Genomic DNA, 22,072 nt, shown 5'->3' with positions numbered 1-22,072 from the left:
GCTTACCCGTTGTGGACACGGCGTGTCCGAGTGTTATGAATTTTCGAAACACTTCGGTTTTTTGCCTCTGCAATGTGCTGACCAAGCTGGGCTGTACCAGCTGTGATTTGCTCCCACGTAAGCCACGATGCGAAGCCGGAGTTGATATTGTCAAGAAGCCGATCAGGGACGAGGACATATTGATTGTCAGGGGTCAAACGCGCAGTGGGTAGGCGTACGCCAATCAGGGCGTGACCTTTTTCAAGTGTCGCCGAGATTTCCCAATCGATGTACTTCCGCTTTGGGCTTTCTGCGCCAACAAGTACGATCGTACAGGACGTGCCGGTGATGTGATTTTCCCGAATACGGCGCATCACGTAATTGACGTCATCGCTATCGATGCTGCGCTCAAGGGAATTGTCGTAGATCACATCGTAGGTATCATGAAATGCGTTTGAAAAAGCGTTGTAGTAAGCCTGGTCACCGTGGTGATGGTAGCTCACGAATACTTTGTGTTTCACCGGTGCCTGGGGGCGGTAAGCGCCACCGAAAATTCCATAACTCATCAGCGCTCCTTGGCATTTACCGTCGATGGTGATATGCAATTTCGCACGTTATTCCCCCATGCTCAGGTTGTCCAGCATGAGAGGTCACATCGTCGCGCGCAGGTGATGTAGCTGTTGGTGCCGCGTTTTCTTTCGCGAGGAAGCGATCAGCTGCTAAGGTTTCTGAGCTCAGACTTTATGCAGCAATATAGCCTTATTAGTGAGCCAACAGGCGGGCCCTGGTCGACGGCATTTCAACTCATGCAGTGCCAGATGCTGTAGACCATTAAGCACAAGTGATACTGGAGGGCTTTGGCCGGGCTCTCGCCAATGTTCTACACCGTCGAAATCCAGTCGATCACTGGCTAATTTTCCCCCAGCGCTCTGATTCGCGGAGCACGACACGTCATTCGCACTAAATTTCCCGCTAACTCACAAAAGTTCCAGAATATCCGTGGGAGTAAATGTGGGAGTATTTTTTTAGACATGAAAAAGCCCAACCTTTTCAGGTTGGGCTAAGTCATTGAATTATATGGTCGGGACGGAGTGATTCGAACACTCGACCCCTAGCACCCCATACATGGGGTAGTTGGATATTCCAAGTTTCGCCGCCAGCCATGCTTGCCGGACGAATAAAAAACCCGGTACGAGGCCGGGTTGCCCACCATCTCCAAGACGCAGCCCCCAAATGAGAGGGATGGAGAGCTGACAAGAAAATGCGGGGGCGGGATACTGCCAAATGGTGTCCTTCTGCGCAATAGAAGCCTCTTTCCGACCCTCTCCAACACATCAGGTGACTTGTAAATTCCACGTATCCTGGAGCAGCCCGCGCCAGATGCACTCAAGCCAGCGGCTACATCCGTTGTCACCGCTCGAAGACAGCAACTCGGCTCGAGCCCAGGGTCCTGCAGACAATCCGCGCGGTAATTTCGAAATTATCCATGGTGAGCCCATCGATTGGCGAATGACCCTTTAGTCGCTCATGAGGTTCACACAGAGTCCGATAAAGCCTCCATGCATCCACATCCGGAGACCGCGTTAATACCGTGAGTACCAACTTGTGCCGTAACGGATCAAGCTGCCAGTCCGGAATGCGCTGACCACGATTCCCCAAGCTCAGGGACAGAAGACGTCGAGCCTTAATATCACGATTGATCTGATCGCGGGATTTGCCTGCCAGTCTGGCGAAGACCAGCAGCGGCAAATTACTCGAAGCTTCAAACGTGGCCAACATTTCGGCCCGTTCGCGCTGGATTTCAGACACGTGAGATTTGTGAGGTTTTTCAGTCCGTATTGGAGCGGGCACGACAGGCGATTGGTTGGGCCCAATGGGGTCTTTCTCGCTACTGACCAGCATCGTCGATGAGGTCGCCGCTGCAAAGCTGCTGCTGTACAGAACGGCATTTCCCTTCGCGTTTTCCAGTAAGGGCAGCGAAGCTGCGCCCTCCAAACGAATAGTCAGCGGAGAGCTTGCTGCTTTCGGTTTACCCTGCCCCCAAAGGTCCAATCTATTCGCCCAATCCTGCATCATGGTCCGACGTTGCTCGACATATTCCGCGTGGTTGTAGGCCGCACTCACCTTGTCTGAATCGGCATGAGAAAGCTGCGCATCGACCCATACCTTGGGGTAGCCAATCTCGTTAAGCGCCGTCGAAATCGTGGCCCTCATCCCATGCCCGGTCAGTTGGTCGGCATACCCCATTCGACGCAACGCTCCATTCAAGGTGTTCTCGCTAATGCGCTTGCTTAGGTCGCTCCGGTGCGCGAACAAATAACGCTGCGCGGGGACAACTTGGCTCAGCATCTGGCGCACTATTTCAAGCGCCTGGACCGACAACGGCACGATGTAAGGCGGTATGTTTGAGGTCTGTTTCCCCGCCTTGCGCATGCCCAACTGAAGCTGCTTCACCACTTCCGGCGGGATGATCCACAACCGCTGATCCAGATCAAACTGATCGGGCGTCGCCAAGCGCAGCTCGCCGGTACGCACCCCCGTTAGCAGCAACAAGCGAAGACCTAGTCGTGTTTGGTTTGCACCACCGTAACCTCGAAGCACGGCCAGCAATGCAGGCAGCTCGTCCATACGAAGAAAGGGATTGTGTGCGACAGGGGGTCTGGGAAGCGCGACCACATCAAGGTCCGACGCGGGATTCTGGTCAAGCCCCTCCACCTTCACCAGGGCGTATCGGAACAATTGCTTGAACCAGGTCCGACATTTTTCGGCTGTTGTTAAGGCCTTGCGCTGTTCGATTCCGCTCAGTAGGTGCATCAAGTCGTGGCGATTGATGTCGTAGATGGAGCGCCGGCCGAGCGTTGGCAGAACATCTTTTTTAAAGATTCTCAAGATCTGCGAGAGTGTGCTCTGGCGCCCCTCCTTCAGGCTCAGCCTGCGGAACGCGACCCATTGATCAAACACCGCTTCAAAGGTGTGCTCTGCTGCATTACGAACAGAACGACGCTGCTGTTTACGATGCTCATAAGGATTGATGCCTTGAGCAACCAAGGCTCGCGCCTCATCACGGCGTCCACGCGCTTCTTTGAGACTAATCTGCGGGTAACTACCCAGGGACATGCGCTTCTGCTTGCCTGCCCAGTAGTACCTGAAATACCAGATCTTTCCCCCTCGGGCCGTCACATTGAGCGCAAGCCCATCCGTATCGCCGAGGGAGTAATCGTTGCCGGTAATTCTGGCTTGCCGAACGGTGGTATCCGAGAGTGCCATAGCGAGCTCCTGATCAGAGTCAGGGCCAGATGCTCATCTCGCTATCCAAGCTGCTCCAGCAACAAACCGATTCAGTGCGCGTCCGAATTCAAGACTCTCATTCAGGACTCAATTCAGGACTTAAAAACACTGGATGGTGCTGGATTTCAGTGGTTCCCGCCGGAACGAAAAAAGGACCCGAAGGTCCTGATTTCAATCACTTACAGAATTCAGTGGAACTCTGCAGCGCAATATTTGGAGCGGGAAACGAGACTCGAACTCGCGACCCCGACCTTGGCAAGGTCGTGCTCTACCAACTGAGCTATTCCCGCGTCTTGGTGCTGGGCATTCTATAGAAATGAAAGTGTGCGTCAAGCCCTTGATTCAAAAAGTTTTATTTATTTTGTGGAGGTGGTCTTCAAATGCGGCCAGGCGGCCCGCAAGTATTGAAGCATCGACCACAGAGTCAGCCCCGCCGCCACCAGCAACAGCGCATAACCCACCAGCACCCAGAAGCTGAAGTCCGAGGGGTTGGCCAGCAAAATAATCAGGGCCAGCATCTGCGCCGCGGTTTTCCATTTGCCCATGTTCGATACGGCAACCTGTGCCCGGGCGCCCAGTTCGGCCATCCATTCACGCAGGGCCGAAATGACGATCTCACGGCCGATGATCACGGCGGCAGGCAGCGTCAGCCATACGTTGTGATGCTCCTGCACCAGCAAAACCAGGGCAACCGCCACCATCAACTTGTCGGCGACCGGGTCGAGAAAAGCGCCAAACGGCGTACTTTGCTCCAGTCGCCTGGCCAGGTATCCGTCGAGCCAGTCCGTCGCCGCCGCAAATGCGAAGACTGAGCTGGAGGCAACATAACTCCAGCTGTAGGGAAGGTAGAACAGCAGAATGAAGAAAGGAATCAGTAGAACGCGTAGTACGGTGATCAAATTAGGGATATTCATCGGCACAACTGGCTACGAGGTGAAGGGGCATTCTACTCGCTGTGCAGGTTTGCATAAATCAACTCAGCGAGCTTTTTACTGATCCCGGGTGCTTTGGCGATCTCGTCGATGCTTGCACGAGTCAGCTCCTGTAATCCACCAAAATGTTTCAACAGATCACGCCGCCGTGTCGGCCCTACCCCTGCAATGCCTTCCAGGGTTGACGTTCGCCGGGTTTTTCCGCGTCGCGCCCGGTGTCCGGTAATAGCAAACCGGTGAGCTTCATCACGGATCTGCTGGATCAAATGCAAGGCCGGAGAGTCGCCTTTCAAGGTGAACTCATGGGCCGCATCGTTCAGATAGAGGGTTTCAAAACCCGCCTTGCGGGTTGCCCCCTTGGCGACACCCAGCAGGATAAGGTCCGGGATCGCCAGTTCATTGAGCACATCCCGCGCCATGGACAACTGCCCCTTGCCACCATCGACCAGCAGGATGTCCGGCAGCTTGCCCTCCCCTTCCTTGAGCCGGCTGAAGCGGCGCATCAGGGCCTGATGCATGGCGGCGTAGTCATCGCCCGGAGTGACACCCTCGATGTTGAAGCGTCGATAGTCCGACTTGATCGGGCCTTCAGGGCCAAACACCACGCAGGAGGCAACCGTTGCCTCGCCACTGGAGTGACTGATGTCATAGCACTCAAGGCGCTGGGGGACTTCATCGAGCTTCAGCACCTGCGCCAGGGCCTCAAAACGGGCGGCCACGTGCAGTCGATTGGTGAGGCGAGCCCCCAGGGCCTGCTCGGCGTTGGTGACCGCCAGTTGCTGCCAGCGGGCCCGGGTGCCGCGCACGCGGTAGCTGATGGCCATTTCCCGCCCGCGCAAAGCCTCAATCGCGTCAATGATCGCCCCGAAGCTTTCGTGCTCCACGTTGACGATCAATTCGCTCGGCAGGTCGCGCTCGGGGCTGCTGATGTAGTACTGCCCGAGAAAGGCCGCCATGACTTCGGCCACGTCTTCCTCAATGCCCACTTGCGGGAAGAAATTCTTGCTGCCCAACACCCGCCCGCCGCGCACATTGATCAAATGCACGCATGCGCCACCGGGGTTTACAAAAGCCGCGATGACATCGACATCACCGGTACCGCCTTCCATGCTCTGCTGATCCTGAACCCGCCGCAGCAACGATATCTGGTCACGCACCTCGGCAGCACGTTCAAAATCGAGGGTACTGGCCGCCTGCTCCATTTCTGCATTGAGCTCATCGGTCAGGGCACTGCTGCGTCCCTCAAGGAACATGACCGAGTGACGCACATCCTCGGCGTACACCTGAGGATCCACCAGCCCGACACACGGCCCCTTGCAGCGTTTGATCTGGTACTGCAAGCACGGGCGGGTGCGGTTCTTGAAGTAGCTGTCATCGCACTGACGGACCAGAAAGGTTTTCTGCAGCAGGCTCAGGCTTTCCCGGATCGCCCCTGCGCTGGGATAGGGCCCGAAATACTTGCCCTTCAGCTTCTTGGCGCCACGGTGAATGCTCAGCCGCGGGTAGTCTCCATCGGACAAAAACACATAGGGATAGGACTTGTCGTCCCGCAACAGGATGTTGTACGGCGGGCGCCACTCTTTGATCAGGGTCTGCTCGAGCAGCAGCGCCTCGGTCTCATTGGCGGTGATGGTGGTTTCAATTTGCGCGATGCGCCCCACCAGCGCAGCGGTTTTAGGCGCCAGCCCGGTTTTGCGGAAGTAGCTGGCCAAGCGTTTTTTAAGGTTCTTGGCCTTGCCCACGTACAACAGCCGCGCATCGCCATCAAACATGCGATACACGCCAGGGCGACCGCTGCAGGTCGACAGGAAAGCACTGGAATCAAACACGTCAGTCATGTTTCAACCGGCATCGACCATGCCGTGACGGACTGCCAGCAAGGCCAGCTCAACGTCACTCTTGACTGAAAGCTTCTCGTAAATCCGATAGCGGTAAGTGTTCACGGTCTTGGGGGACAAACACAGTTTGTCCGAAATCACCTGGACCTTCTGGCAGCCGACAATCATCAGCGCGATCTGGATTTCGCGTTCAGACAAGGCATCGAAAGGGGAATCACTGGCCGGCTGAAAGGACTTCAGTGCCAACTGTTGCGCCACTTGCGGGCTGATATAGCGCTGACCGGCAAACACCTGGCGTATGGCGTGGACCATTTCGGCCAGGCCTGCACCCTTGGTCATGTATCCGGCAGCGCCCGCTTGCAGCAGACGCGTCGGAAAGGGGTCTTCTTCACAGACAGTGACGGCAACCACCTTGATGTCGGGATGGCTGCGCATCATTTTGCGTGTGGCCTCAAGGCCGCCGATGCCCGGCATCTTCACATCCATCAAGACCACATCGGGCTTGAGCTCGCGAGCCTTGAGCAATGACTCTTCACCGGACTCGGCCTGACCGACCACCAGCAGGCCTTCGATATCAGCCAGCATACGAGTGATGCCTGTACGCACAAGATCGTGATCATCGACCACTAGAACCCGAATCAAGTCGACACCTCGCAATTGGTCTTGGTTGAATGTCGACACCTTAGCAAAAAACCATTCAACCAACCTACCTACCTGCGTCAACTCATTCGCTGATAATCAAAAACACATCGACTGACCGATCCCCGATCAACTTTCACCCATTCCACTGCTGCCTTTGACCGGGCGAGATACCGAAAGCTCGGCCAGCGTCACAGTCAGCCGGCGGATGGCATCCTGATCCTCCTTGTGCAACACCCTATAACTGACGAGCACTTTCTCTTCGACCTGGCTGAGGTTATCGAGCTGGGTCGGCGTGTGACAGCCGGTCAGTACATAAAGGACATCTACACCCCGCTCTGCGACACGGGACAAATAATCTGCCTTTGGCGCACGATCACCATTCTCATACTTGCCTTGGGCGTTTGCCTCAACACCACCGATTTCACCAAAAGATTTCTGCGACAACCCAAGGCGCTCTCTCTCTTGCCGCAACCGCGAACCAATTCCACTCATTTGGATGTAAGATCCCATTTTAAACACCCGCGAGGATGGTATAATCGATAAATATCAAACAATTTTGAACGGTTTTGAACTATGACCGGAATTCGTACTGCCGCACAAGCCAAGGCATGGCTGGATCATCAGGGGAAGTCCGTTCAAGAGTTCGCTCGAGAGCATGGCGTCGACCCGGCCACCACTTATCAAGTGCTCGCTGGGCGTAAAAAGGGAAAGCGCGGTGAGGCCCATAAAGTAGCGGTTCTTTTGGGCATGAAAGACGGCATCATCCCGGCTCAGGCTTCAGTATCAGAAGAAGCCGAACGTGACGATCTGCATTGAGTATGCGCTTAATTGAGCCGGCCGCCTGATTAACTGACCGCTGTAACAGATCCCCTGCACAGACGGTCAGAGAACGTGAAGGCCAAGCGTACACTCAGTTCATTTTTCTGTTGAATCCCCCGGCCCGGCTCGCGTAAGCTGCGAAACATTCAGTGGAGATAACTCATGTTGCATCACGTTAATACAGGTTGCACGTCCGCAGGCGCCCAGCGTCCGGCTGCTACTGTGTGCGCGAACAACACGCTCTCTGCTGCACGATTTTATTTTGGGTATTGGTTTAGCCACTGGCGCGCCTGATACCCAACCGGCGCCCACTTTTACGGGTCGCCTACCAGAGAATTCTCACCCCCGGTCGGCCTCCCGACCGGGGGTTTTGTTTTTTCAGGCCCCGACATTTTATTAATTTAAGGAATCACCCCATGAACTACGTCACTTATTACCGCTTCGACCTTTGCACTGCATGGCGATTTATCAGCCGTCGTTCGGGACAGTCTGCCGCCTCCGAACGGACCCACATCGGTGGCACGCATGCACTCACAGCCAGCCCGGCCAATTGTCGAACACCCCACTAGGGCCGAGCGCGCGGGAAAACCCGCCGTCTGCCCAGGAAGCCCACACCATGAACGCATCCGTATCCGCTCTGTCCGCTTCACACAACGCCGTCAAAGCCGTCTTGACCCAGCGCCTGCCCAGCGCTTCGCAGCTCAAACAACAGCTGCCCCTCAGCGACACGCTGAGCGCCCGGGTGCATGACCAGCGTCAGGCCATCCGCGCCATTCTCAACGGTGACGACTCCCGCCTGCTGATTGTCGTCGGCCCCTGCTCCATCCATGACCCGCAATCCGCCCTTGAGTACGCCAGCAACCTGGCCGCGCTGTCGCATGAGCTGCGCGATGACATGCTGCTGGTCATGCGCGCTTATGTCGAAAAACCACGGACCACCGTCGGCTGGAAAGGCCTTGCCTACGACCCGCACCTGGACGGTACGGACGACATGGCCCACGGCCTTGCCCTGTCACGCGAACTGATGCTTGAAATGCTGCGCATGGGCCTGCCCGTTGCGACCGAGCTGCTGCAACCGATTGCCGCCGGATACTTCGACGACCTGCTGGGCTGGGTCGCCATTGGCGCGCGCACCACCGAGTCGCAGATCCACCGCGAAATGGCCAGCGGCCTGGGCATGCCCGTAGGCTTCAAAAACGGTACGGATGGCGGTGTGGCCATTGCCTGTGATGCCATGCGCTCTGCAGCCCACAGTCATCGCCATTTCGGTGTGGACGAACAGGGTCACCCGGCAATCCTCCTGACCCCCGGCAACCCGGATACCCACCTGGTGCTGCGCGGCGGCCACAGCGGTCCTAACTACGACCGCGCCAGTGTCGCCAAGGCGCGGGCCGGCCTGGAAAAGAGCGGCATACCTAGCCGGGTGATGGTTGACTGCAGCCACGCCAACAGCAGCAAAGACCCGCTGCGCCAACCGGCCGTGTTCGACGATGTACTCCAGCAGCGGCTGGCGGGCGATAACTCACTGATTGGCATGATGCTCGAAAGCCATCTTTTCGAGGGTTGCCAGCCGCTGGGCTCAAACATGCGCTACGGGGTGTCCGTGACCGATGGTTGCCTGGGATGGGATGCCACCGAACGCATGCTGCGCACTGGCGCCGCCCGACTGCAGGCACAACGCAACGCGATCAAGGCCATCGCCTGAACCGTTGCCCGGCAGACTGCAGCGCAACCGGGAGACTGCAAGGCCTCCCGTTGCGCAAAGGAACTTTGCCGAGAAAAAACCGACTGAATCCGGTAGGCTCAGCACTTTCTTGAAAGGAGTAATCTCTCATGGCCAAAGCCACTGCCCGTCACATCCTTGTTGCCAGCGAAGACAAGTGCAACGAACTGAAAGCACAAATCGAAGCCGGTGCTGATTTCGCCGAAGTCGCAAAAGCCAACTCCTCTTGCCCGTCCAGCCGTCAGGGTGGCGATCTCGGCTCTTTCGGCCCGGGTCAAATGGTTAAAGAATTCGACACCGTCGTCTTCAGCGCGCCAATCAACGTGGTGCAAGGCCCGGTTAAAACCCAGTTCGGCTACCACCTGCTGGAAGTCACCAGCCGCCAGGACTAATCTCCCAGGCTCTGTGTGAAAACGGCCCACCTTTTGGTGGGCCGTTTCGTATCCGCAGTACTCACCTCGTGCTACGTTTCTTCATTCACGCACCCATCGTGCGTCACCTGAGGAATGGATCATGAGCCTTGAGGGTAAAACTGCTTTGGTAACCGGCTCCACCAGCGGGATCGGCCTGGGCATCGCGCAAAGTCTGGCCAAGGCCGGAGCCAACTTGATACTCAATGGGTTTGGCGATGCCAGCAAAGTGATTGCCGAGCTGGAACAGTTTGGCACCCGAGTGGGCCACCACCCGGCAGACGTCAGCGATCCTGCGCAAATCGCCGACATGATCAGCTACGCCGAGCGCGAATTCGGCGGTATCGATATCCTCGTCAACAACGCCGGAATCCAGCACGTTGCCAGTGTCGAGGCGTTTCCGGTCGAGCGCTGGGATGCCATCATCGCGATCAACTTGTCTTCCGTGTTCCACAGCACCCGACTGGCTTTGCCCGGCATGCGCAAACGCGGCTGGGGACGGATCATCAATATCGCCTCCGTACACGGGCAAGTCGGCTCGGTCGGCAAGGCCGCCTATGTCGCCGCCAAGCATGGCGTGATCGGCCTGACCAAGGTGGTCGGGCTTGAGACCGCCACCAGCAACATTACCTGCAACGCCATTTGCCCGGGCTGGGTATTGACCCCGCTGGTCCAGAAGCAAATTGATCAGCGCATCCAGCAAGGCATTGATCCCTATCAGGCGCAACACGACTTGCTGGCCGAAAAACAACCCTCGCTGGAGTTCGTCACCCCGCCCCAACTGGGCGAACTGGTGCTGTTTTTATGCAGTGACGCCGGCAGTCAGGTGCGCGGCGCGGCCTGGAATGTGGACGGCGGTTGGCTGGCGCAATAACAATGCCCGCTTGTGCCTGCCAGACATGCAAATTTGCACACCAAGCCTGCACTTATCCGGGTTGTAATGGGCAAATTTGCACTGTTAGCATCGACCATCGTTCGCGCGCGAACACACTCTAAAAACAAGATAAAGCAGGGAGTTAGCGATGACTGCTCAGGTTTCAACCTCACCGGCACAGGATGTCGAAGCCCATCAGGGCGAGATCCTGGCCGACGTGCGCAACCATATCGGCCACCTGACCCTGAACCGCCCTGGCGGCCTGAATGCCATCAACCTGAACATGGTCCGTGAGCTGCAGCGCCATCTCGATGCCTGGGCGACAGACGCCAGTGTCAACGCCGTGGTCCTGCGGGGTGCAGGCGAAAAAGCCTTCTGTGCCGGCGGCGATATCCGCTCGCTGTACGACAGCTATCAAAACAACGATACGCTGCACACGGTCTTCTTCGAGGAGGAATACGCCCTCGACCTGACACTGCATCGCTATCCCAAACCGCTGATTGCCTTGATGGATGGTTTTGTCCTGGGCGGCGGCATGGGCCTGGTGCAAGGCGCTGACCTGCGCCTGGTGACCGAACGCAGCAAACTGGCCATGCCGGAAGTGGCGATCGGTTATTTCCCGGACGTTGGCGGCAGCTACTTTCTGACCCGCACGCCCGGCCAGCTCGGTACGTACCTGGGCGTCACCGGGGTCCAGGTGCGCGCCAGCGATGCCTTGTATTGCGGCCTCGCCGATGGTTTTATCGAGAGCGGAAAACTGGCCGAACTGGATCAATGCCTCGACACCCTTGCCTGGAAAACAACCCCCCTTGAAGACCTGCAAACGCTCATCGGCACTTTCGCCGTAAGCTCATTGCCGGAGCCACCGCTGGCCAAAGTCCGCGCCCGGATCGATGAGATTTTCGCCCGGCCCGACATGCCCGGCATTGTCGCCGGATTGCACGCGGTCAGCGACGAGCACACCCGGGACTGGGCCAATGACACGCTCAGCCTGCTGCAGACCCGCTCACCGCTGGCGATGGCCGTCACCCTTGAAATGCTCCGCCGTGGCCGCAAGTTGCCCCTTGAGCAGTGCTTCGCGCTGGAGCTGCACCTTGATCGCCAGTGGTTTGACCGCGGCGATCTGATGGAAGGTGTGCGGGCACTGATCATCGACAAGGACAAAACACCACACTGGAATCCACCCAGCCTTGATGCCCTGGATGCGGCTCATGTCGCCAGTTTTTTCACCGATTTCAAAGCGACGGGAGCTTGAGCCATGCAGGACATCGAACTGAGCGAAGAACAAATCATGATCCGCGACATGGCCCGCGACTTTGCCCGCCGCGAGATCGCACCCCATGCCCAGGCCTGGGAAAAAGCCGGCTGGATCGACGATGCGCTGGTGTCAAAGCTGGGCGAACTGGGCCTGCTCGGCATGGTGGTGCCTGAAGAGTGGGGTGGCACCTATGTCGATTACGTCGCCTACGCGCTGGCCGTCGAAGAAATTTCAGCCGGTGACGGCGCCACCGGAGCGCTGATGAGCATTCACAACTCCGTCGGCTGCGGTCCGATCCTCAAGTACGGCACGCAAGCGCAGAAAGAGACCTGGCTGGCGGAACTTGCCAGCGGCCAGGCCATCGGCTGCTTTTGCCTGACCGAGCCGCAAGCCGGCTCTGAGGCCCACAATCTGCGCACCCGCGCAGAACTGCGGGACGGCCAATGGGTGATCAACGGCGCCAAGCAATTTGTCAGCAACGGCAAGCGCGCCAAACTGGCCATCGTATTTGCCGTCACCGACCCGGAACTGGGTAAAAAAGGCCTCTCGGCGTTTTTGGTCCCCACCGATACCCCCGGGTTTATCGTCGACCGCACGGAACACAAAATGGGCATCCGCGCCTCGGACACTTGCGCGGTGACCCTGAGCAACTGCAGCGTGCCGCAAGCCAACCTGCTGGGCGAACGCGGCAAAGGCCTGGCCATCGCCCTGTCCAACCTTGAAGGGGGGCGCATCGGGATTGCGGCCCAGGCATTGGGCATCGCCCGGGCCGCCTTTGAAGCCGCGCTGGGTTATGCCCGTGACCGGGTGCAATTCGACAAAGCAATCATCGAGCACCAAAGTGTGGCCAACATGCTGGCCGACATGCAGACCCGCCTCAATGCCGCCCGGCTGCTGATCCTGCATGCGGCGCGCCTGCGCACGGCAGGCAAGCCTTGCCTGTCGGAAGCCTCGCAGGCCAAGCTGTTCGCCTCGGAAATAGCTGAATTCGTATGCTCCAAAGCCATCCAGATTCATGGTGGCTACGGTTACCTCGAAGACTACCCGGTGGAGCGTTATTACCGCGACGCGCGCATCACCCAGATCTATGAGGGATCCAGCGAGATCCAGCGGATGGTGATCGCCCGGGAGCTGAAACATTACCTGGTGTGAAAAAAGCCTGCCTGTGGAGCAAGGCCGATCGGTCAAGCGAAAAGGTCCCTGCAGGAGCGAGCAAGCTCGCTCCTGCAGGGGTTGATCGTTTCAGGATCCGTAGCGGGTAATTACTGGTTCTTGAACTGAGCTTCGCGCTTGCCGACAAACGCCGCCATGCCTTCTTTCTGGTCTTGCGTGGCGAACAGCGAGTGAAATACGCGACGCTCGAAACGCACGCCTTCAGACAAACTGACTTCAAACGCACGGTTCACGCTTTCCTTGGTCAGCATCAACACCGGCAGGGATTTTTTAGCGATCTGGGCCGCGACTTTCAGCGCTTCATCAAGCAACTCATCCACCGGCACCACGCGGGCCACCAACCCTGAACGCTCGGCTTCCACAGCATCCATCAAACGCCCGCTCAGGCACATTTCCATGGCCTTGGCCTTGCCTACGGCGCGGGTCAGACGCTGGGTGCCGCCCATGCCCGGCAAGACGCCGAGGTTGATTTCCGGCTGACCAAAACGTGCGTTATCACCGGCCAGGATAAAGTCGCACATCATCGCCAGCTCACAGCCGCCGCCCAGGGCAAAACCCGCCACCGCTGCAATGATCGGCTTGCGCCGCGAGGCCACGCGATCGCTGTCCGAGAACAAGTCTTCCAGGTAAATCTGCGGGTAAGCCAGCTCTGCCATTTCCTTGATGTCTGCACCGGCAGCAAAAGCCTTTTTCGAGCCGGTGAGGACGATGCAGCCAATGGCGCTGTCAGCTTCGAGCCGGTCCAGCGCATGGTTCACTTCGCTGACCAATTGCGCGTTCAGGGCATTCAGTGCCTGTGGCCGGTTCAACGTAATCAGGCCGACCTGCCCGTGAATATCCAGCAGAATGGTTTCGTAATTCATGGTTAACGTCCTCGATTCAAAGATTGCGCGAAATGACCATGCGCTGAATATCGCTGGTGCCTTCGTAGATCTGGCACACCCGCACATCGCGATAGATCCGCTCCAGCGGGAAGTCGCTCAAATAGCCATAACCGCCCAGTGTTTGCAACGCTTTGGAGCACACGCGCTCGGCCATCTCCGAAGCGAACAGCTTGGCCTGGGACGCTTCGACCAATGCCGATTGCCCACTGTCACGCAGCGCGGCGGCATAGCTGACCATCTGCCGGGCGACGGCAATTTCAGTCGACATGTCCGCCAGGCGAAATGCCACGGCCTGATGCTCAATCAACGGCTGGCCAAAGGTCACGCGCTCACGGGCGTAGTCACGGGCCGCTTCGAACGCTGCACGGGCCATGCCCACCGCCTGGGATGCGATACCGATGCGGCCGCCTTCCAGGTTACCCAACGCAATCCTGTAGCCCTGCCCTTCTTCACCCAGGCGATTGGCCACCGGGACTTTGACGTCGGTAAACAGGATCTGGCAGGTGTCCGAGGCATGCTGCCCCAGCTTGTCTTCAACCCGTGCCACGCTGTAGCCCGGCGAGTCCGTGGGCACGATAAACGCGCTGATGCCCCGCTTGCCGGCCGCCGGATCGGTCACTGCGAACACAATCACCAACCCCGCGTTTTGCCCCGAGGTGATGAATTGTTTGCAGCCATTGAGCACGTAATGATCGCCCTCGCGGCGGGCACGGGTTTTCAGGTCGCTGGCATCCGAACCGGCCTGCGGTTCGGTCAGCGCAAATGCGCCAAGCATTGCACCGCTGGCCAGGGGCGTCAGGAACTCGCGTTTTTGCTGTTCGGTGCCGTAGGTCAAAATCGGTACGCACCCCACCGAGTTGTGCACGCTCATGATTGTGGAGCACGATCCGTCGCCTGCAGCGATTTCTTCGAGGGCCATGGCATAGGCTTGATAACCCGTGTCGCAACCGCCCCACGCTTCTGGCACCAGCATGCCGAAGAAACCCAGTTCGGCCATTTCATCGATGGCCTCGCGCGGGAAGCGATGCTGCTTGTCCCATTCAGCGGCAAAAGGCTTCAGGCGCTCCTGAGCAAACTGGCGTGCCGCTTCACGAATTTGTAAGTGTTCGGATGTGGGCAGCATAAAAATTCCTTAGTACAGACATTCCACGGCAATGGCCGTGGCTTCACCGCCGCCGATGCAGATCGCGGCAACCCCGCGTTTCTGATGGCGCTGGCGCAGCGCCGAAATCAGCGTCACCAGAATCCGCGCTCCCGAAGCACCGATCGGATGCCCCAGGGCACAGGCACCGCCAAAGATGTTGACCTTATCGTGGGGGATCTCCAGTTCACTCATGGTCACCAGCGTCACCACCGCAAAAGCCTCGTTGATCTCGAACAGGTCGACGTCAGCCAGGTCCCAGCCGGTCTTGCCCATCAAACGCTTGATCGCCCCCACCGGTGCGGTCGGGAACAGCCCGGGCTCATCGGCAAACGCTGCATGCCCGTGAATCACTGCCAGTGGCGTCAGCCCACGTTTGTGCGCCTCGGAGCGACGCATCAAAACCAGCGCTGCCGCGCCATCCGAGATGGAACTGGAGTTGGCCGCCGTCACCGTGCCACCTTCGCGAAAGGCCGGTTTCAGGGTGGGGATTTTCCCCAGGTTGGCCTTGGGCGGCTGCTCGTCATCACTGATCAGGCGCTGCTCCTTGCCCACCATCACCGGCACCGGCACGATCTCGGCACTGAAGCTGCCCTCTTTGATCGCCTGCTGCGCACGGGTCAGTGACGCCACGGCAAAATCATCTTGCGCCTCGCGGCTGAAACCGTGGGCCTGGGCGCAATCTTCTGCGAACGTGCCCATCAAGCGGCCACGGTCGTAAGCGTCTTCAAGGCCATCCAGGAACATGTGGTCCAGCACCCGGCCATGCCCCATGCGGTAGCCGCTACGCGCGCGGTCCAGCAAGTACGGTGCGTTGGACATGCTCTCCATGCCCCCCGCCACTGCCACATCGACACTGCCGGCCAGCAACCGGTCGTGGGCTAGAATCGTGGCTTCCATGCCCGAACCGCACATTTTGTTCAGCGTGGTGCAGCGTGTGCCCTTATCGAGCCCCGCCCCCAGCGCTGCCTGACGCGCAGGGGCCTGGCCGAGGCCGGCCGAGAGCACACAACCAAACAGCACTTCTTCGACGCCGTCTGCCGGCACACCGGCCCGCTCAACCGCCGCACGGATCGCCGCAGCGCCCAGCTGTGGCGCCGTCAGCCCTTTGAAGTCACCCTGAAAACCGCCCATGGGCGTACGCGCAACACTCACAATTACAACGGGATCATTGGCAATCGTCATTTCAAACCTCCTATTTGGCGGCCATGCGCAAGGCACCGTCGAGACGGATCACCTCACCATTGAGCATGCTGTTTTCAAGGATATGCCGCACCAGTGATGCGTACTCGGCAGGCTTGCCAAGACGCGGCGGGAACGGCACACCGGCAGCCAGCGAGTCACGTACTTCAGGCGTCATGCCGGCCATCATCGGTGTTTCAAAAATTCCGGGAGCGATGGTCATCACCCGAATCCCGAAGCGCGCCAGCTCACGGGCTGCGGGCAAGGTCAGGCTGGCGATGGCGCCTTTGGAGGCGGCGTATGCCGCCTGGCCGATCTGACCATCAAAGGCGGCAACCGAAGCCGTATTGATGATAACGCCGCGTTCGCCATCGGCGTCAGCGGTGGTTTCAGCGATGGCCGCAGCGGCCAGACGCAGCATGTTGAAGCTGCCTACCAGGTTGACGTTAATCACCTGGCTGAAACTCTCCAGGGCGTGCGGACCGTTTTTGCCGAGAATCTTTTCGCCGCGCACAATGCCCGCGCAATTGACCAGCCCGTTCACCCCGCCAAATGCTGCTACCGTGGCGTCAACGGCCGCCTGGGCCGCCTGCGCCTGACTGATATCGGCCACCGCGCTGCGGGCATGATCCCCCAGTCTGGCCGCCTGAGCCGCCACCGCCTCGGCATTCATGTCGACCAGCATCACCCGGGCGCCAGCCTTGATCAACATCTCGGCCGTGGCAGCGCCCAGTCCCGAAGCACCACCTGTGACGATAAACACCTTGTTTTCAATTTGCATGAGGGTTCCTGAACTCTAATCCTGACAATTAAGCCGTAACGTTGGCGTTTGCAGCCAGTTCGGCCTTGGCGATTTCCTGATTGCGCAAAATAAAGCGCTGCAGCTTGCCGCTCGGGGTTTTCGGCAGCTCGCTGACAAATTCGATTTCACGCGGATAGGCATGTGCCGCAAGGCGCTGGCGCACATGCAGGCGCAGGGTTTCAGCCAGTTGCGCATCCCCTAGGTAGTGCGGACTCAGCACCACAAAGGCTTTGACCAGTTCGGTGCGCTCGGGGTCCGGCTTGCCGACCACGGCAGCCTCGACCACGGCCGGGTGCTCGATCAGGGCGCTTTCCACATCGAAGGGCCCTACCCGGTAACCGGAGGTCGTGATCACATCATCGCTGCGCCCGACAAAGCTGATGCTGCCGTCGGCGTTCAACTCCACGGTATCGCCGCTCAAGTAGTAATCGCCGACGAAAGCCTTGGTGTTGAACCCTTCATAGCCATTGAACCAGCACATCGGTGACTGGCTGCGATCGACGGCCAGAATCCCCGGCTGGCCCACCGGCAGTTCCTGATGGTTGTCATCGAGCACCACGATCCGGTGGCCCGGCGAGGCGAAACCGGCAGCCCCCATGTGCACCGGATGCGCCAGCCCGTGGTGATTGCACAGCACCATGCCGATTTCGGTCTGGCCATAGTGGTCATGGATGGTGACGTCCAGCTGCTCGGCGAACCAGCGGATCACTTCCGGGTTCAACGGCTCGCCGGCACTGCTCACCGCGCGCAGGCGACCTTTGATTTTGCCGGCAAACCCCTCCCCGGCGGCGATCAGCATGCGATACGCAGTAGGCGAGCCGGTCAGGTTGGTAATGCCGTATTTGTTGATCACCCGACAGGTGCTTTCAACCGTGAACGGGCCGTCGTAGAACGTGATCGGATGCCCCATGGACAACGGCCCGGCGATGCCGAAATAAATACCATAGGCCCAGCCCGGATCAGCCAGGTTCCAGAACGCGTCTTCCGGGCGCAAATCCACGGCATCACGGGTATAACTCTGGAAGGCGACAATGGCCTTGAGCGGCACCAGCAGCGGTTTGGCCGGGCCGGTGGTGCCCGACGTGAACATCAGCAGAAACGGGTCTTCGCCAGTCAGCATGACGGGTTCACAGATCGCCGGATAGTTGTCCAGCTCTGCCCAGAAACTGAAATCGCCACGCACCAGGCCCTGCCCTTTGGCGCCCGCTACCGTGACAATCGCAGGACAGGCGTTGACCTCATCGAGTTTGGGGCGGTTGACCGCATCGGTGACCACCAGCGCCGCGCCTGAACTGTTGAGCCGATGTTCGATGGCTTTGGGACCAAACGCCGTGAACAGCGGCTGGTAGATCGCACCGATACGCCAGGCGGCCAAAGCGACCACCAGCAACTCGACATTACGCGGCAGCAAGCCGGCCACTTTGTCTCCGCGCTTGATACCCTGGGCGAGCAGGAAATTGGCAAAGCGTGCGGCCTTGTCCTGCAAGTCAGTGAAGGTATAAGTCGCGCTACTGGCATCGCGGCCTTCCCAGAACAACGCAATACGCCCTGGCAAAGCGTGTCGGTCGCAGCATTCGATACAGGCATTGAGTGCCGCCAAATGGCCGTTCAGTGCGCTGGCCACCGTACGCGGGTAGTCAAAGTCGGTCATCTCGGTCAGATAATCGCGCATCAGCAGAATCCCTCGGTCTTTTTTTTAGGATGGGAACCGTTGAAAAATCCTGCTGATAATCGCCCTGCGAAGGCTCTGCAACAATGGTCAAACCGCGCAAGCTGGCTGACTGTTTTGGCCAATGACCGACCGGCTGGTTAACTGCAGGCGCCAGCAGACGCCTGCACAAGCGCCGGGACTGGCGCCCGATCCTGCCCGTTGCGGGTCAGCCCTGCTGGCGCAGATACGCCAGCACCGCGGCCTGATCGCCGGCAAAGGCGATGCGTGCGCCTTTCTTCTCGCGCTGAAAGGCGTACATCGGGTCGTAATATTCGCGCAGCAAGGCTTCGATCCAGACCCGGTGCAAGTCCACCGAACCGCAGCTGGCCTGCTCATCCAATGCGGCTTCCATCACCGCCTGCAGGCGCTGGTAACGTTCACCGCCAAGGCGGCGCTGAATATTCGACAGGCTGTCGAGCAACCGGCGGGAAAACAGCGCGAAACCGTGCTCCCCGTTCTTGTCGATGAACTCGGCGTTCAACTCCACCACGTAATCTCGCAGGATGCGCTCAACGCGGCTTTCAAGGCTGTCTTCAAGCCACACCATCGGTGCGTTCTGCATGCGTTGATAGAGCGGCAACGGTAACGCGCAGCTGCCCACGGTACGGCTCTCGTCCTCAAGCACAAATTGCTGGTGGCCGTTGGCGCGTTTTTTCAGGACATCAATGGCCAGCCGGTTCTCAAAGTCGATGTTCGTCGGCTGTCCGGTCGCCCGTTTGCCGAAACTCGATCCCCGGTGATTGGCATGACCTTCCAGGTCCAGTGCATTGTCGAGTTGCACCAGCACGTCGGTTTTTCCGGTGCCGGTCATGCCGCCGAGCACAAGTAAATCGCATTGCTCGACCGCGTCGTCGACGGTTTGAATCAGAAACGTACGCAGCGCCTTATAACCACCGGTGACACGCGGGTAGTCGATGCCGGCGTCCTGTTTGAGCCACTGCTGGACGATTTGCGAGCGCATGCCGCCGCGAAAACAGTACAGGCATCCCTCGGGGTTGGCCCGGGCAAAATCGGCCCAGGCCTGAAGACGCTCGGCCCTGGTCTGGCCCGACACCAGTTGATGCCCCAGGATCACCGCAGCCTGCTGCCCTTGCTGCTTGTAGCAGGTGCCCACGCGCTCGCGCTCGTGGTCGGTCATCAGCGGCAGGTTGAGCACGCCGGGGAATGCGCCTTTGAGGAATTCTATCGGCGCACGGGTATCCATCATGGGCCGGTCATTGAGGAACAGTTCGCGGAAGTCGGTGATGTCATGAACCATCATGAAACCTCAACCGCGTGTGTCTGTCGCTCAACCAGTTGACCAATCGGCTCAAGGTTCAAGCCATGCTCAGCGGCCACTTTCAGGAACGCCTCGTTGCCCTCCGGCGTGACGGCAACCAGCAGGCCACCGCTGGTTTGCGGGTCACACAGCACCAGTTTGTGCAGCGGTTGCAGTGGCGACAGCTTGCTCGCGTAACTGTCAAAGTTGCGCAACGTACCCCCGGGCACACAGCCTTGCTCCAGGTAGTACTCAACCGAGGCCAGTTGCGGCACCCGGGCATATTCGATACGCGCCGTGAGGCCGCTGCCGTCTGCCATTTCCACCAGGTGGCCAAGCAGACCGAAGCCGGTGACGTCGGTCATCGCCGTGATGCCCTCCAGCTTGGCAAACTGGCTGCCGATCTTGTTCAGGGTGCACATCCAGTCCCGCGCCACGCCCACGTCTTCGGTGCGCAGCTTGCCTTTCTTTTCAGCGGTGGTGAGCACGCCGATGCCCAAGGGCTTGGTCAGGTACAGCAAGCAGCCGGCGGTGGCGGTGTCGTTGCGTTTCATCTGTCGCTTGTTGACCACCCCCGTGACGGCCAGCCCGAAGATCGGCTCCGGTGTGTCAATCGAGTGGCCGCCCGCCAGAGGAATACCGGCCTCATCGCACACGGCGCGGCCACCGCGGATCACTTCACGGGCGACTTCCGGCGCCAGCAAATGTACTGGCCAGCCCAAAATGGCAATGGCCATCAACGGATCACCGCCCATGGCGTAGATATCACTGATGGCATTGGTGGCGGCAATGCGCCCGAAATCATAGGGATCATCGACGATCGGCATGAAGAAGTCCGTGGTCGACACCACGCCCCGCTCCTCGTCCAGCGCATACACGGCCGCGTCATCGCGCGATGCATTGCCGACCCAGAGCTTAGGGTCAAGATTCTGCGCGCCGCTGCCGGCAAGAATCACTTCCAGCACCTGAGGTGAAATCTTGCAGCCGCAACCTGCTCCGTGGCTGTACTGGGTCAGGCGAATCGGCTCGCTCATGGTGCACCTCTTGGTCAATTTCAAAGCCCGGATATTAACAGAGCGCGCGCTTGCCCATGGATTTGTCCTGAAGGCCAACGGCCAGCTGGCAGGCGTCAACCTGCAGGCCAGAGAGCACGCTTAAAAACGACCCGATAACACACGACCAACACCTGCGTTCTCAAGGCGCTGCGGGCGTCCCGAGGGATGACCGGCATGCTGAAAAGCGACCCGTCGGTCACATATGTAGTGAGCAAAAATAAACACTACATATGTGTTGACGGGGTGAATTTCACCCAGCATTATGCACACGTCTTCCCCACCGGAAGCACTGGAAAGGGTTGTTGCATGCATGCTCGACGAGCTGTCGGGCTGTTCCGGGATAGGTACTGCCCACAAGGCAGAATTGATGAAGCCGAACTGGCTTGTTCGTCCGGGTTTAGGGCGAGAGAGGCTGGCGAAACGTCCTCAAGAGGCTTGTGGCTGATGTGTCATGTCACCCAAGGCATCCTGGTTCACGCGGCTCCCCTCGCTTCACGCTTTGAATGTAGTGCCTGATTTTACGACTACATGTGACGAACTCAAGGCCGGATCTGCTTTAGATGGACACTACGTAGCGCTGCATCGGCAGTTGCGCGAATCAATTAGACAGATCAATGCATGGTCAAGGAGTTAACGATGAACCTGAATAACCAACCGACTGTTAATGAGCTGGCTCGACTGTTCGCCGCCCAGAAAGACACGCTTGATGACCACATTCTGTGGATCAGCGAAGCCGGTGATGTTCGGATCGATACTGTGACATCTTGCAAGGAAGAAACCCCATTCGAGAAGGACCGCCCACAAATGCGCGCCCATCTCAAAATGTACCGTCGTGGCCAGGGCTACGTGGGCAAGAAAGCTGCCGCCGATACCGATTACATGGCGCGTGTGCTGCAAACCTTGACCCTGACCTGGGAGAAGGCGAAAACCGAGCCGTCTCTGGTCAAAGTTAACAGCTACAGCTGATAACCCCGCCACATGAAAAAGCCCCGGACAATCTCCGGGGCTTTTTTTATCGGCGCAACCCGTAGGGCCGGGCTATTTACGGACCTTCAAACTGCGCGTTCCAGCTCCGGCACCGCCTCGAACAAGTCCGCTACCAG

General features: G+C 58.8%; 20 protein-coding genes and 1 tRNA gene. 7 read left to right on the top strand and 14 right to left on the bottom strand.

All coding sequences use genetic code 11. The features are described from left to right. Positions 1-2 precede the first annotated feature (2 nt). From AWM69_RS20860 to AWM69_RS20830, 7 genes are all read right to left on the bottom strand, one after another. A complete protein-coding gene (locus AWM69_RS20860) occupies positions 3-545 on the bottom strand; it encodes a TIR domain-containing protein (RefSeq protein ID WP_218728265.1) in 543 nt (180 codons plus the stop codon). A gap of 844 nt (positions 546-1,389) precedes the next feature. Then, a complete protein-coding gene (locus AWM69_RS20855; RefSeq protein WP_218728263.1) occupies positions 1,390-3,246 on the bottom strand; it encodes an integrase arm-type DNA-binding domain-containing protein in 1,857 nt (618 codons plus the stop codon). A gap of 235 nt (positions 3,247-3,481) precedes the next feature. After that, positions 3,482-3,557, bottom strand: a tRNA-Gly gene (locus AWM69_RS20850). A 66-nt stretch (positions 3,558-3,623) separates the two neighbouring features. Next, positions 3,624-4,181, bottom strand: coding sequence for a CDP-diacylglycerol--glycerol-3-phosphate 3-phosphatidyltransferase (gene pgsA / locus AWM69_RS20845; RefSeq protein ID WP_048380566.1), 558 nt, complete (start codon positions 4,179-4,181; stop codon positions 3,624-3,626). Positions 4,182-4,213: 32 nt separating this feature from the next. Beyond that, positions 4,214-6,037 carry an excinuclease ABC subunit UvrC gene (uvrC, locus tag AWM69_RS20840; RefSeq protein WP_048380568.1) on the bottom strand — a complete coding sequence of 608 codons (1,824 nt, stop codon included), beginning with the start codon at positions 6,035-6,037 and terminating at the stop codon, positions 4,214-4,216. 3 nt (positions 6,038-6,040) lie between these two features. After that, positions 6,041-6,679, bottom strand: coding sequence for a UvrY/SirA/GacA family response regulator transcription factor (gene uvrY, locus AWM69_RS20835; RefSeq protein WP_131654146.1), 639 nt, complete (start codon positions 6,677-6,679; stop codon positions 6,041-6,043). A 126-nt stretch (positions 6,680-6,805) separates the two neighbouring features. After that, complete coding sequence (locus AWM69_RS20830) at positions 6,806-7,171, bottom strand: helix-turn-helix domain-containing protein (RefSeq protein ID WP_131654166.1); 366 nt, start codon at positions 7,169-7,171, stop codon at positions 6,806-6,808. A gap of 81 nt (positions 7,172-7,252) precedes the next feature. On the opposite strand from AWM69_RS20830, the gene AWM69_RS20825 reads away from it, so the two are divergent. The 6 genes from AWM69_RS20825 to AWM69_RS20800 all read left to right on the top strand — a co-directional run bounded on the left by AWM69_RS20825 (position 7,253) and on the right by AWM69_RS20800 (position 12,915). After that, a complete protein-coding gene (locus tag AWM69_RS20825; RefSeq protein WP_218728261.1) occupies positions 7,253-7,495 on the top strand; it encodes a DNA-binding protein in 243 nt (80 codons plus the stop codon). A gap of 619 nt (positions 7,496-8,114) precedes the next feature. Beyond that, the gene (locus tag AWM69_RS20820) at positions 8,115-9,203 is read left to right on the top strand and encodes a 3-deoxy-7-phosphoheptulonate synthase (protein WP_218728259.1); all 1,089 of its coding nucleotides are present in this window, start codon (positions 8,115-8,117) and stop codon (positions 9,201-9,203) included. 128 nt (positions 9,204-9,331) lie between these two features. Beyond that, the gene (locus AWM69_RS20815; RefSeq protein WP_048380578.1) at positions 9,332-9,613 is read left to right on the top strand and encodes a peptidylprolyl isomerase; all 282 of its coding nucleotides are present in this window, start codon (positions 9,332-9,334) and stop codon (positions 9,611-9,613) included. 121 nt (positions 9,614-9,734) lie between these two features. After that, positions 9,735-10,505: a 3-hydroxybutyrate dehydrogenase gene (locus tag AWM69_RS20810; RefSeq protein ID WP_218728257.1), complete on the top strand. Its 771-nt coding sequence runs from the start codon at positions 9,735-9,737 to the stop codon at positions 10,503-10,505. A 148-nt stretch (positions 10,506-10,653) separates the two neighbouring features. Continuing rightward, on the top strand, positions 10,654-11,760 hold the full coding sequence (locus AWM69_RS20805) for an enoyl-CoA hydratase/isomerase family protein (RefSeq protein WP_218728255.1): 1,107 nt from the start codon (positions 10,654-10,656) through the stop codon (positions 11,758-11,760). A gap of 3 nt (positions 11,761-11,763) precedes the next feature. Further along, positions 11,764-12,915: an acyl-CoA dehydrogenase family protein gene (locus tag AWM69_RS20800; protein ID WP_218728254.1), complete on the top strand. Its 1,152-nt coding sequence runs from the start codon at positions 11,764-11,766 to the stop codon at positions 12,913-12,915. 110 nt (positions 12,916-13,025) lie between these two features. On the opposite strand, the gene AWM69_RS20795 is transcribed toward AWM69_RS20800, so the two are convergent. The 7 genes from AWM69_RS20795 to selD all read right to left on the bottom strand — a co-directional run bounded on the left by AWM69_RS20795 (position 13,026) and on the right by selD (position 20,948). Continuing rightward, entirely contained in the window at positions 13,026-13,799 is a 774-nt protein-coding gene (locus AWM69_RS20795; RefSeq protein ID WP_131654152.1) for an enoyl-CoA hydratase, read from the bottom strand. Between the two features lie 16 nt (positions 13,800-13,815). Beyond that, positions 13,816-14,943 carry an acyl-CoA dehydrogenase gene (locus tag AWM69_RS20790; protein ID WP_218728252.1) on the bottom strand — a complete coding sequence of 376 codons (1,128 nt, stop codon included), beginning with the start codon at positions 14,941-14,943 and terminating at the stop codon, positions 13,816-13,818. A 9-nt stretch (positions 14,944-14,952) separates the two neighbouring features. Then, the gene (locus tag AWM69_RS20785) at positions 14,953-16,146 is read right to left on the bottom strand and encodes an acetyl-CoA C-acyltransferase (protein WP_218728250.1); all 1,194 of its coding nucleotides are present in this window, start codon (positions 16,144-16,146) and stop codon (positions 14,953-14,955) included. A gap of 10 nt (positions 16,147-16,156) precedes the next feature. Continuing rightward, the gene (locus AWM69_RS20780; RefSeq protein ID WP_131654155.1) at positions 16,157-16,924 is read right to left on the bottom strand and encodes an SDR family NAD(P)-dependent oxidoreductase; all 768 of its coding nucleotides are present in this window, start codon (positions 16,922-16,924) and stop codon (positions 16,157-16,159) included. Between the two features lie 28 nt (positions 16,925-16,952). Then, entirely contained in the window at positions 16,953-18,617 is a 1,665-nt protein-coding gene (locus tag AWM69_RS20775) for an AMP-binding protein (protein WP_218728248.1), read from the bottom strand. Between the two features lie 205 nt (positions 18,618-18,822). Further along, positions 18,823-19,914, bottom strand: a complete 1,092-nt coding sequence (gene mnmH / locus AWM69_RS20770; RefSeq protein ID WP_218728426.1) for a tRNA 2-selenouridine(34) synthase MnmH — start codon at positions 19,912-19,914, stop codon at positions 18,823-18,825. Beyond that, positions 19,914-20,948, bottom strand: a complete 1,035-nt coding sequence (gene selD, locus AWM69_RS20765; protein ID WP_048380596.1) for a selenide, water dikinase SelD — start codon at positions 20,946-20,948, stop codon at positions 19,914-19,916. The genes mnmH and selD overlap by 1 nt, the downstream gene beginning before the upstream one ends. Positions 20,949-21,605: 657 nt before the next feature. Between selD and AWM69_RS20760 the strand changes: the two genes are divergently transcribed. Next, positions 21,606-21,935: a hypothetical protein gene (locus tag AWM69_RS20760; RefSeq protein ID WP_131654157.1), complete on the top strand. Its 330-nt coding sequence runs from the start codon at positions 21,606-21,608 to the stop codon at positions 21,933-21,935. Positions 21,936-22,072 lie beyond the last annotated feature (137 nt).

Origin of the sequence: Pseudomonas sp. D1HM (genome assembly GCF_019266105.1) — a bacterium.
In the GTDB taxonomy this organism is placed as follows: domain Bacteria; phylum Pseudomonadota; class Gammaproteobacteria; order Pseudomonadales; family Pseudomonadaceae; genus Aquipseudomonas; species Aquipseudomonas taetrolens.
This window is presented reverse-complemented; position numbering and strand designations above follow the sequence as displayed.

Excerpts from the sequence above, each read along its gene's own strand:
- AWM69_RS20775 (WP_218728248.1), bottom strand. The coding sequence starts at position 18,617 with ATGCGCGATTATCTGACCGAGATGACCGACTTTGACTACCCGCGTACG.
- AWM69_RS20780 (WP_131654155.1), bottom strand. The coding sequence starts at position 16,924 with ATGCAAATTGAAAACAAGGTGTTTATCGTCACAGGTGGTGCTTCGGGA.
- AWM69_RS20815 (WP_048380578.1), top strand. The coding sequence starts at position 9,332 with ATGGCCAAAGCCACTGCCCGTCACATCCTTGTTGCCAGCGAAGACAAG.
- mnmH (WP_218728426.1), bottom strand. The coding sequence starts at position 19,914 with ATGGTTCATGACATCACCGACTTCCGCGAACTGTTCCTCAATGACCGG.
- AWM69_RS20760 (WP_131654157.1), top strand. The coding sequence starts at position 21,606 with ATGAACCTGAATAACCAACCGACTGTTAATGAGCTGGCTCGACTGTTC.
- AWM69_RS20785 (WP_218728250.1), bottom strand. The coding sequence starts at position 16,146 with ATGACGATTGCCAATGATCCCGTTGTAATTGTGAGTGTTGCGCGTACG.
- AWM69_RS20810 (WP_218728257.1), top strand. The coding sequence starts at position 9,735 with ATGAGCCTTGAGGGTAAAACTGCTTTGGTAACCGGCTCCACCAGCGGG.
- pgsA (WP_048380566.1), bottom strand. The coding sequence starts at position 4,181 with ATGAATATCCCTAATTTGATCACCGTACTACGCGTTCTACTGATTCCT.
- AWM69_RS20795 (WP_131654152.1), bottom strand. The coding sequence starts at position 13,799 with ATGAATTACGAAACCATTCTGCTGGATATTCACGGGCAGGTCGGCCTG.
- AWM69_RS20800 (WP_218728254.1), top strand. The coding sequence starts at position 11,764 with ATGCAGGACATCGAACTGAGCGAAGAACAAATCATGATCCGCGACATG.
- uvrC (WP_048380568.1), bottom strand. The coding sequence starts at position 6,037 with ATGACTGACGTGTTTGATTCCAGTGCTTTCCTGTCGACCTGCAGCGGT.
- AWM69_RS20825 (WP_218728261.1), top strand. The coding sequence starts at position 7,253 with ATGACCGGAATTCGTACTGCCGCACAAGCCAAGGCATGGCTGGATCAT.
- AWM69_RS20805 (WP_218728255.1), top strand. The coding sequence starts at position 10,654 with ATGACTGCTCAGGTTTCAACCTCACCGGCACAGGATGTCGAAGCCCAT.
- AWM69_RS20860 (WP_218728265.1), bottom strand. The coding sequence starts at position 545 with ATGAGTTATGGAATTTTCGGTGGCGCTTACCGCCCCCAGGCACCGGTG.
- AWM69_RS20790 (WP_218728252.1), bottom strand. The coding sequence starts at position 14,943 with ATGCTGCCCACATCCGAACACTTACAAATTCGTGAAGCGGCACGCCAG.
- selD (WP_048380596.1), bottom strand. The coding sequence starts at position 20,948 with ATGAGCGAGCCGATTCGCCTGACCCAGTACAGCCACGGAGCAGGTTGC.
- AWM69_RS20855 (WP_218728263.1), bottom strand. The coding sequence starts at position 3,246 with ATGGCACTCTCGGATACCACCGTTCGGCAAGCCAGAATTACCGGCAAC.
- AWM69_RS20830 (WP_131654166.1), bottom strand. The coding sequence starts at position 7,171 with ATGAGTGGAATTGGTTCGCGGTTGCGGCAAGAGAGAGAGCGCCTTGGG.
- AWM69_RS20820 (WP_218728259.1), top strand. The coding sequence starts at position 8,115 with ATGAACGCATCCGTATCCGCTCTGTCCGCTTCACACAACGCCGTCAAA.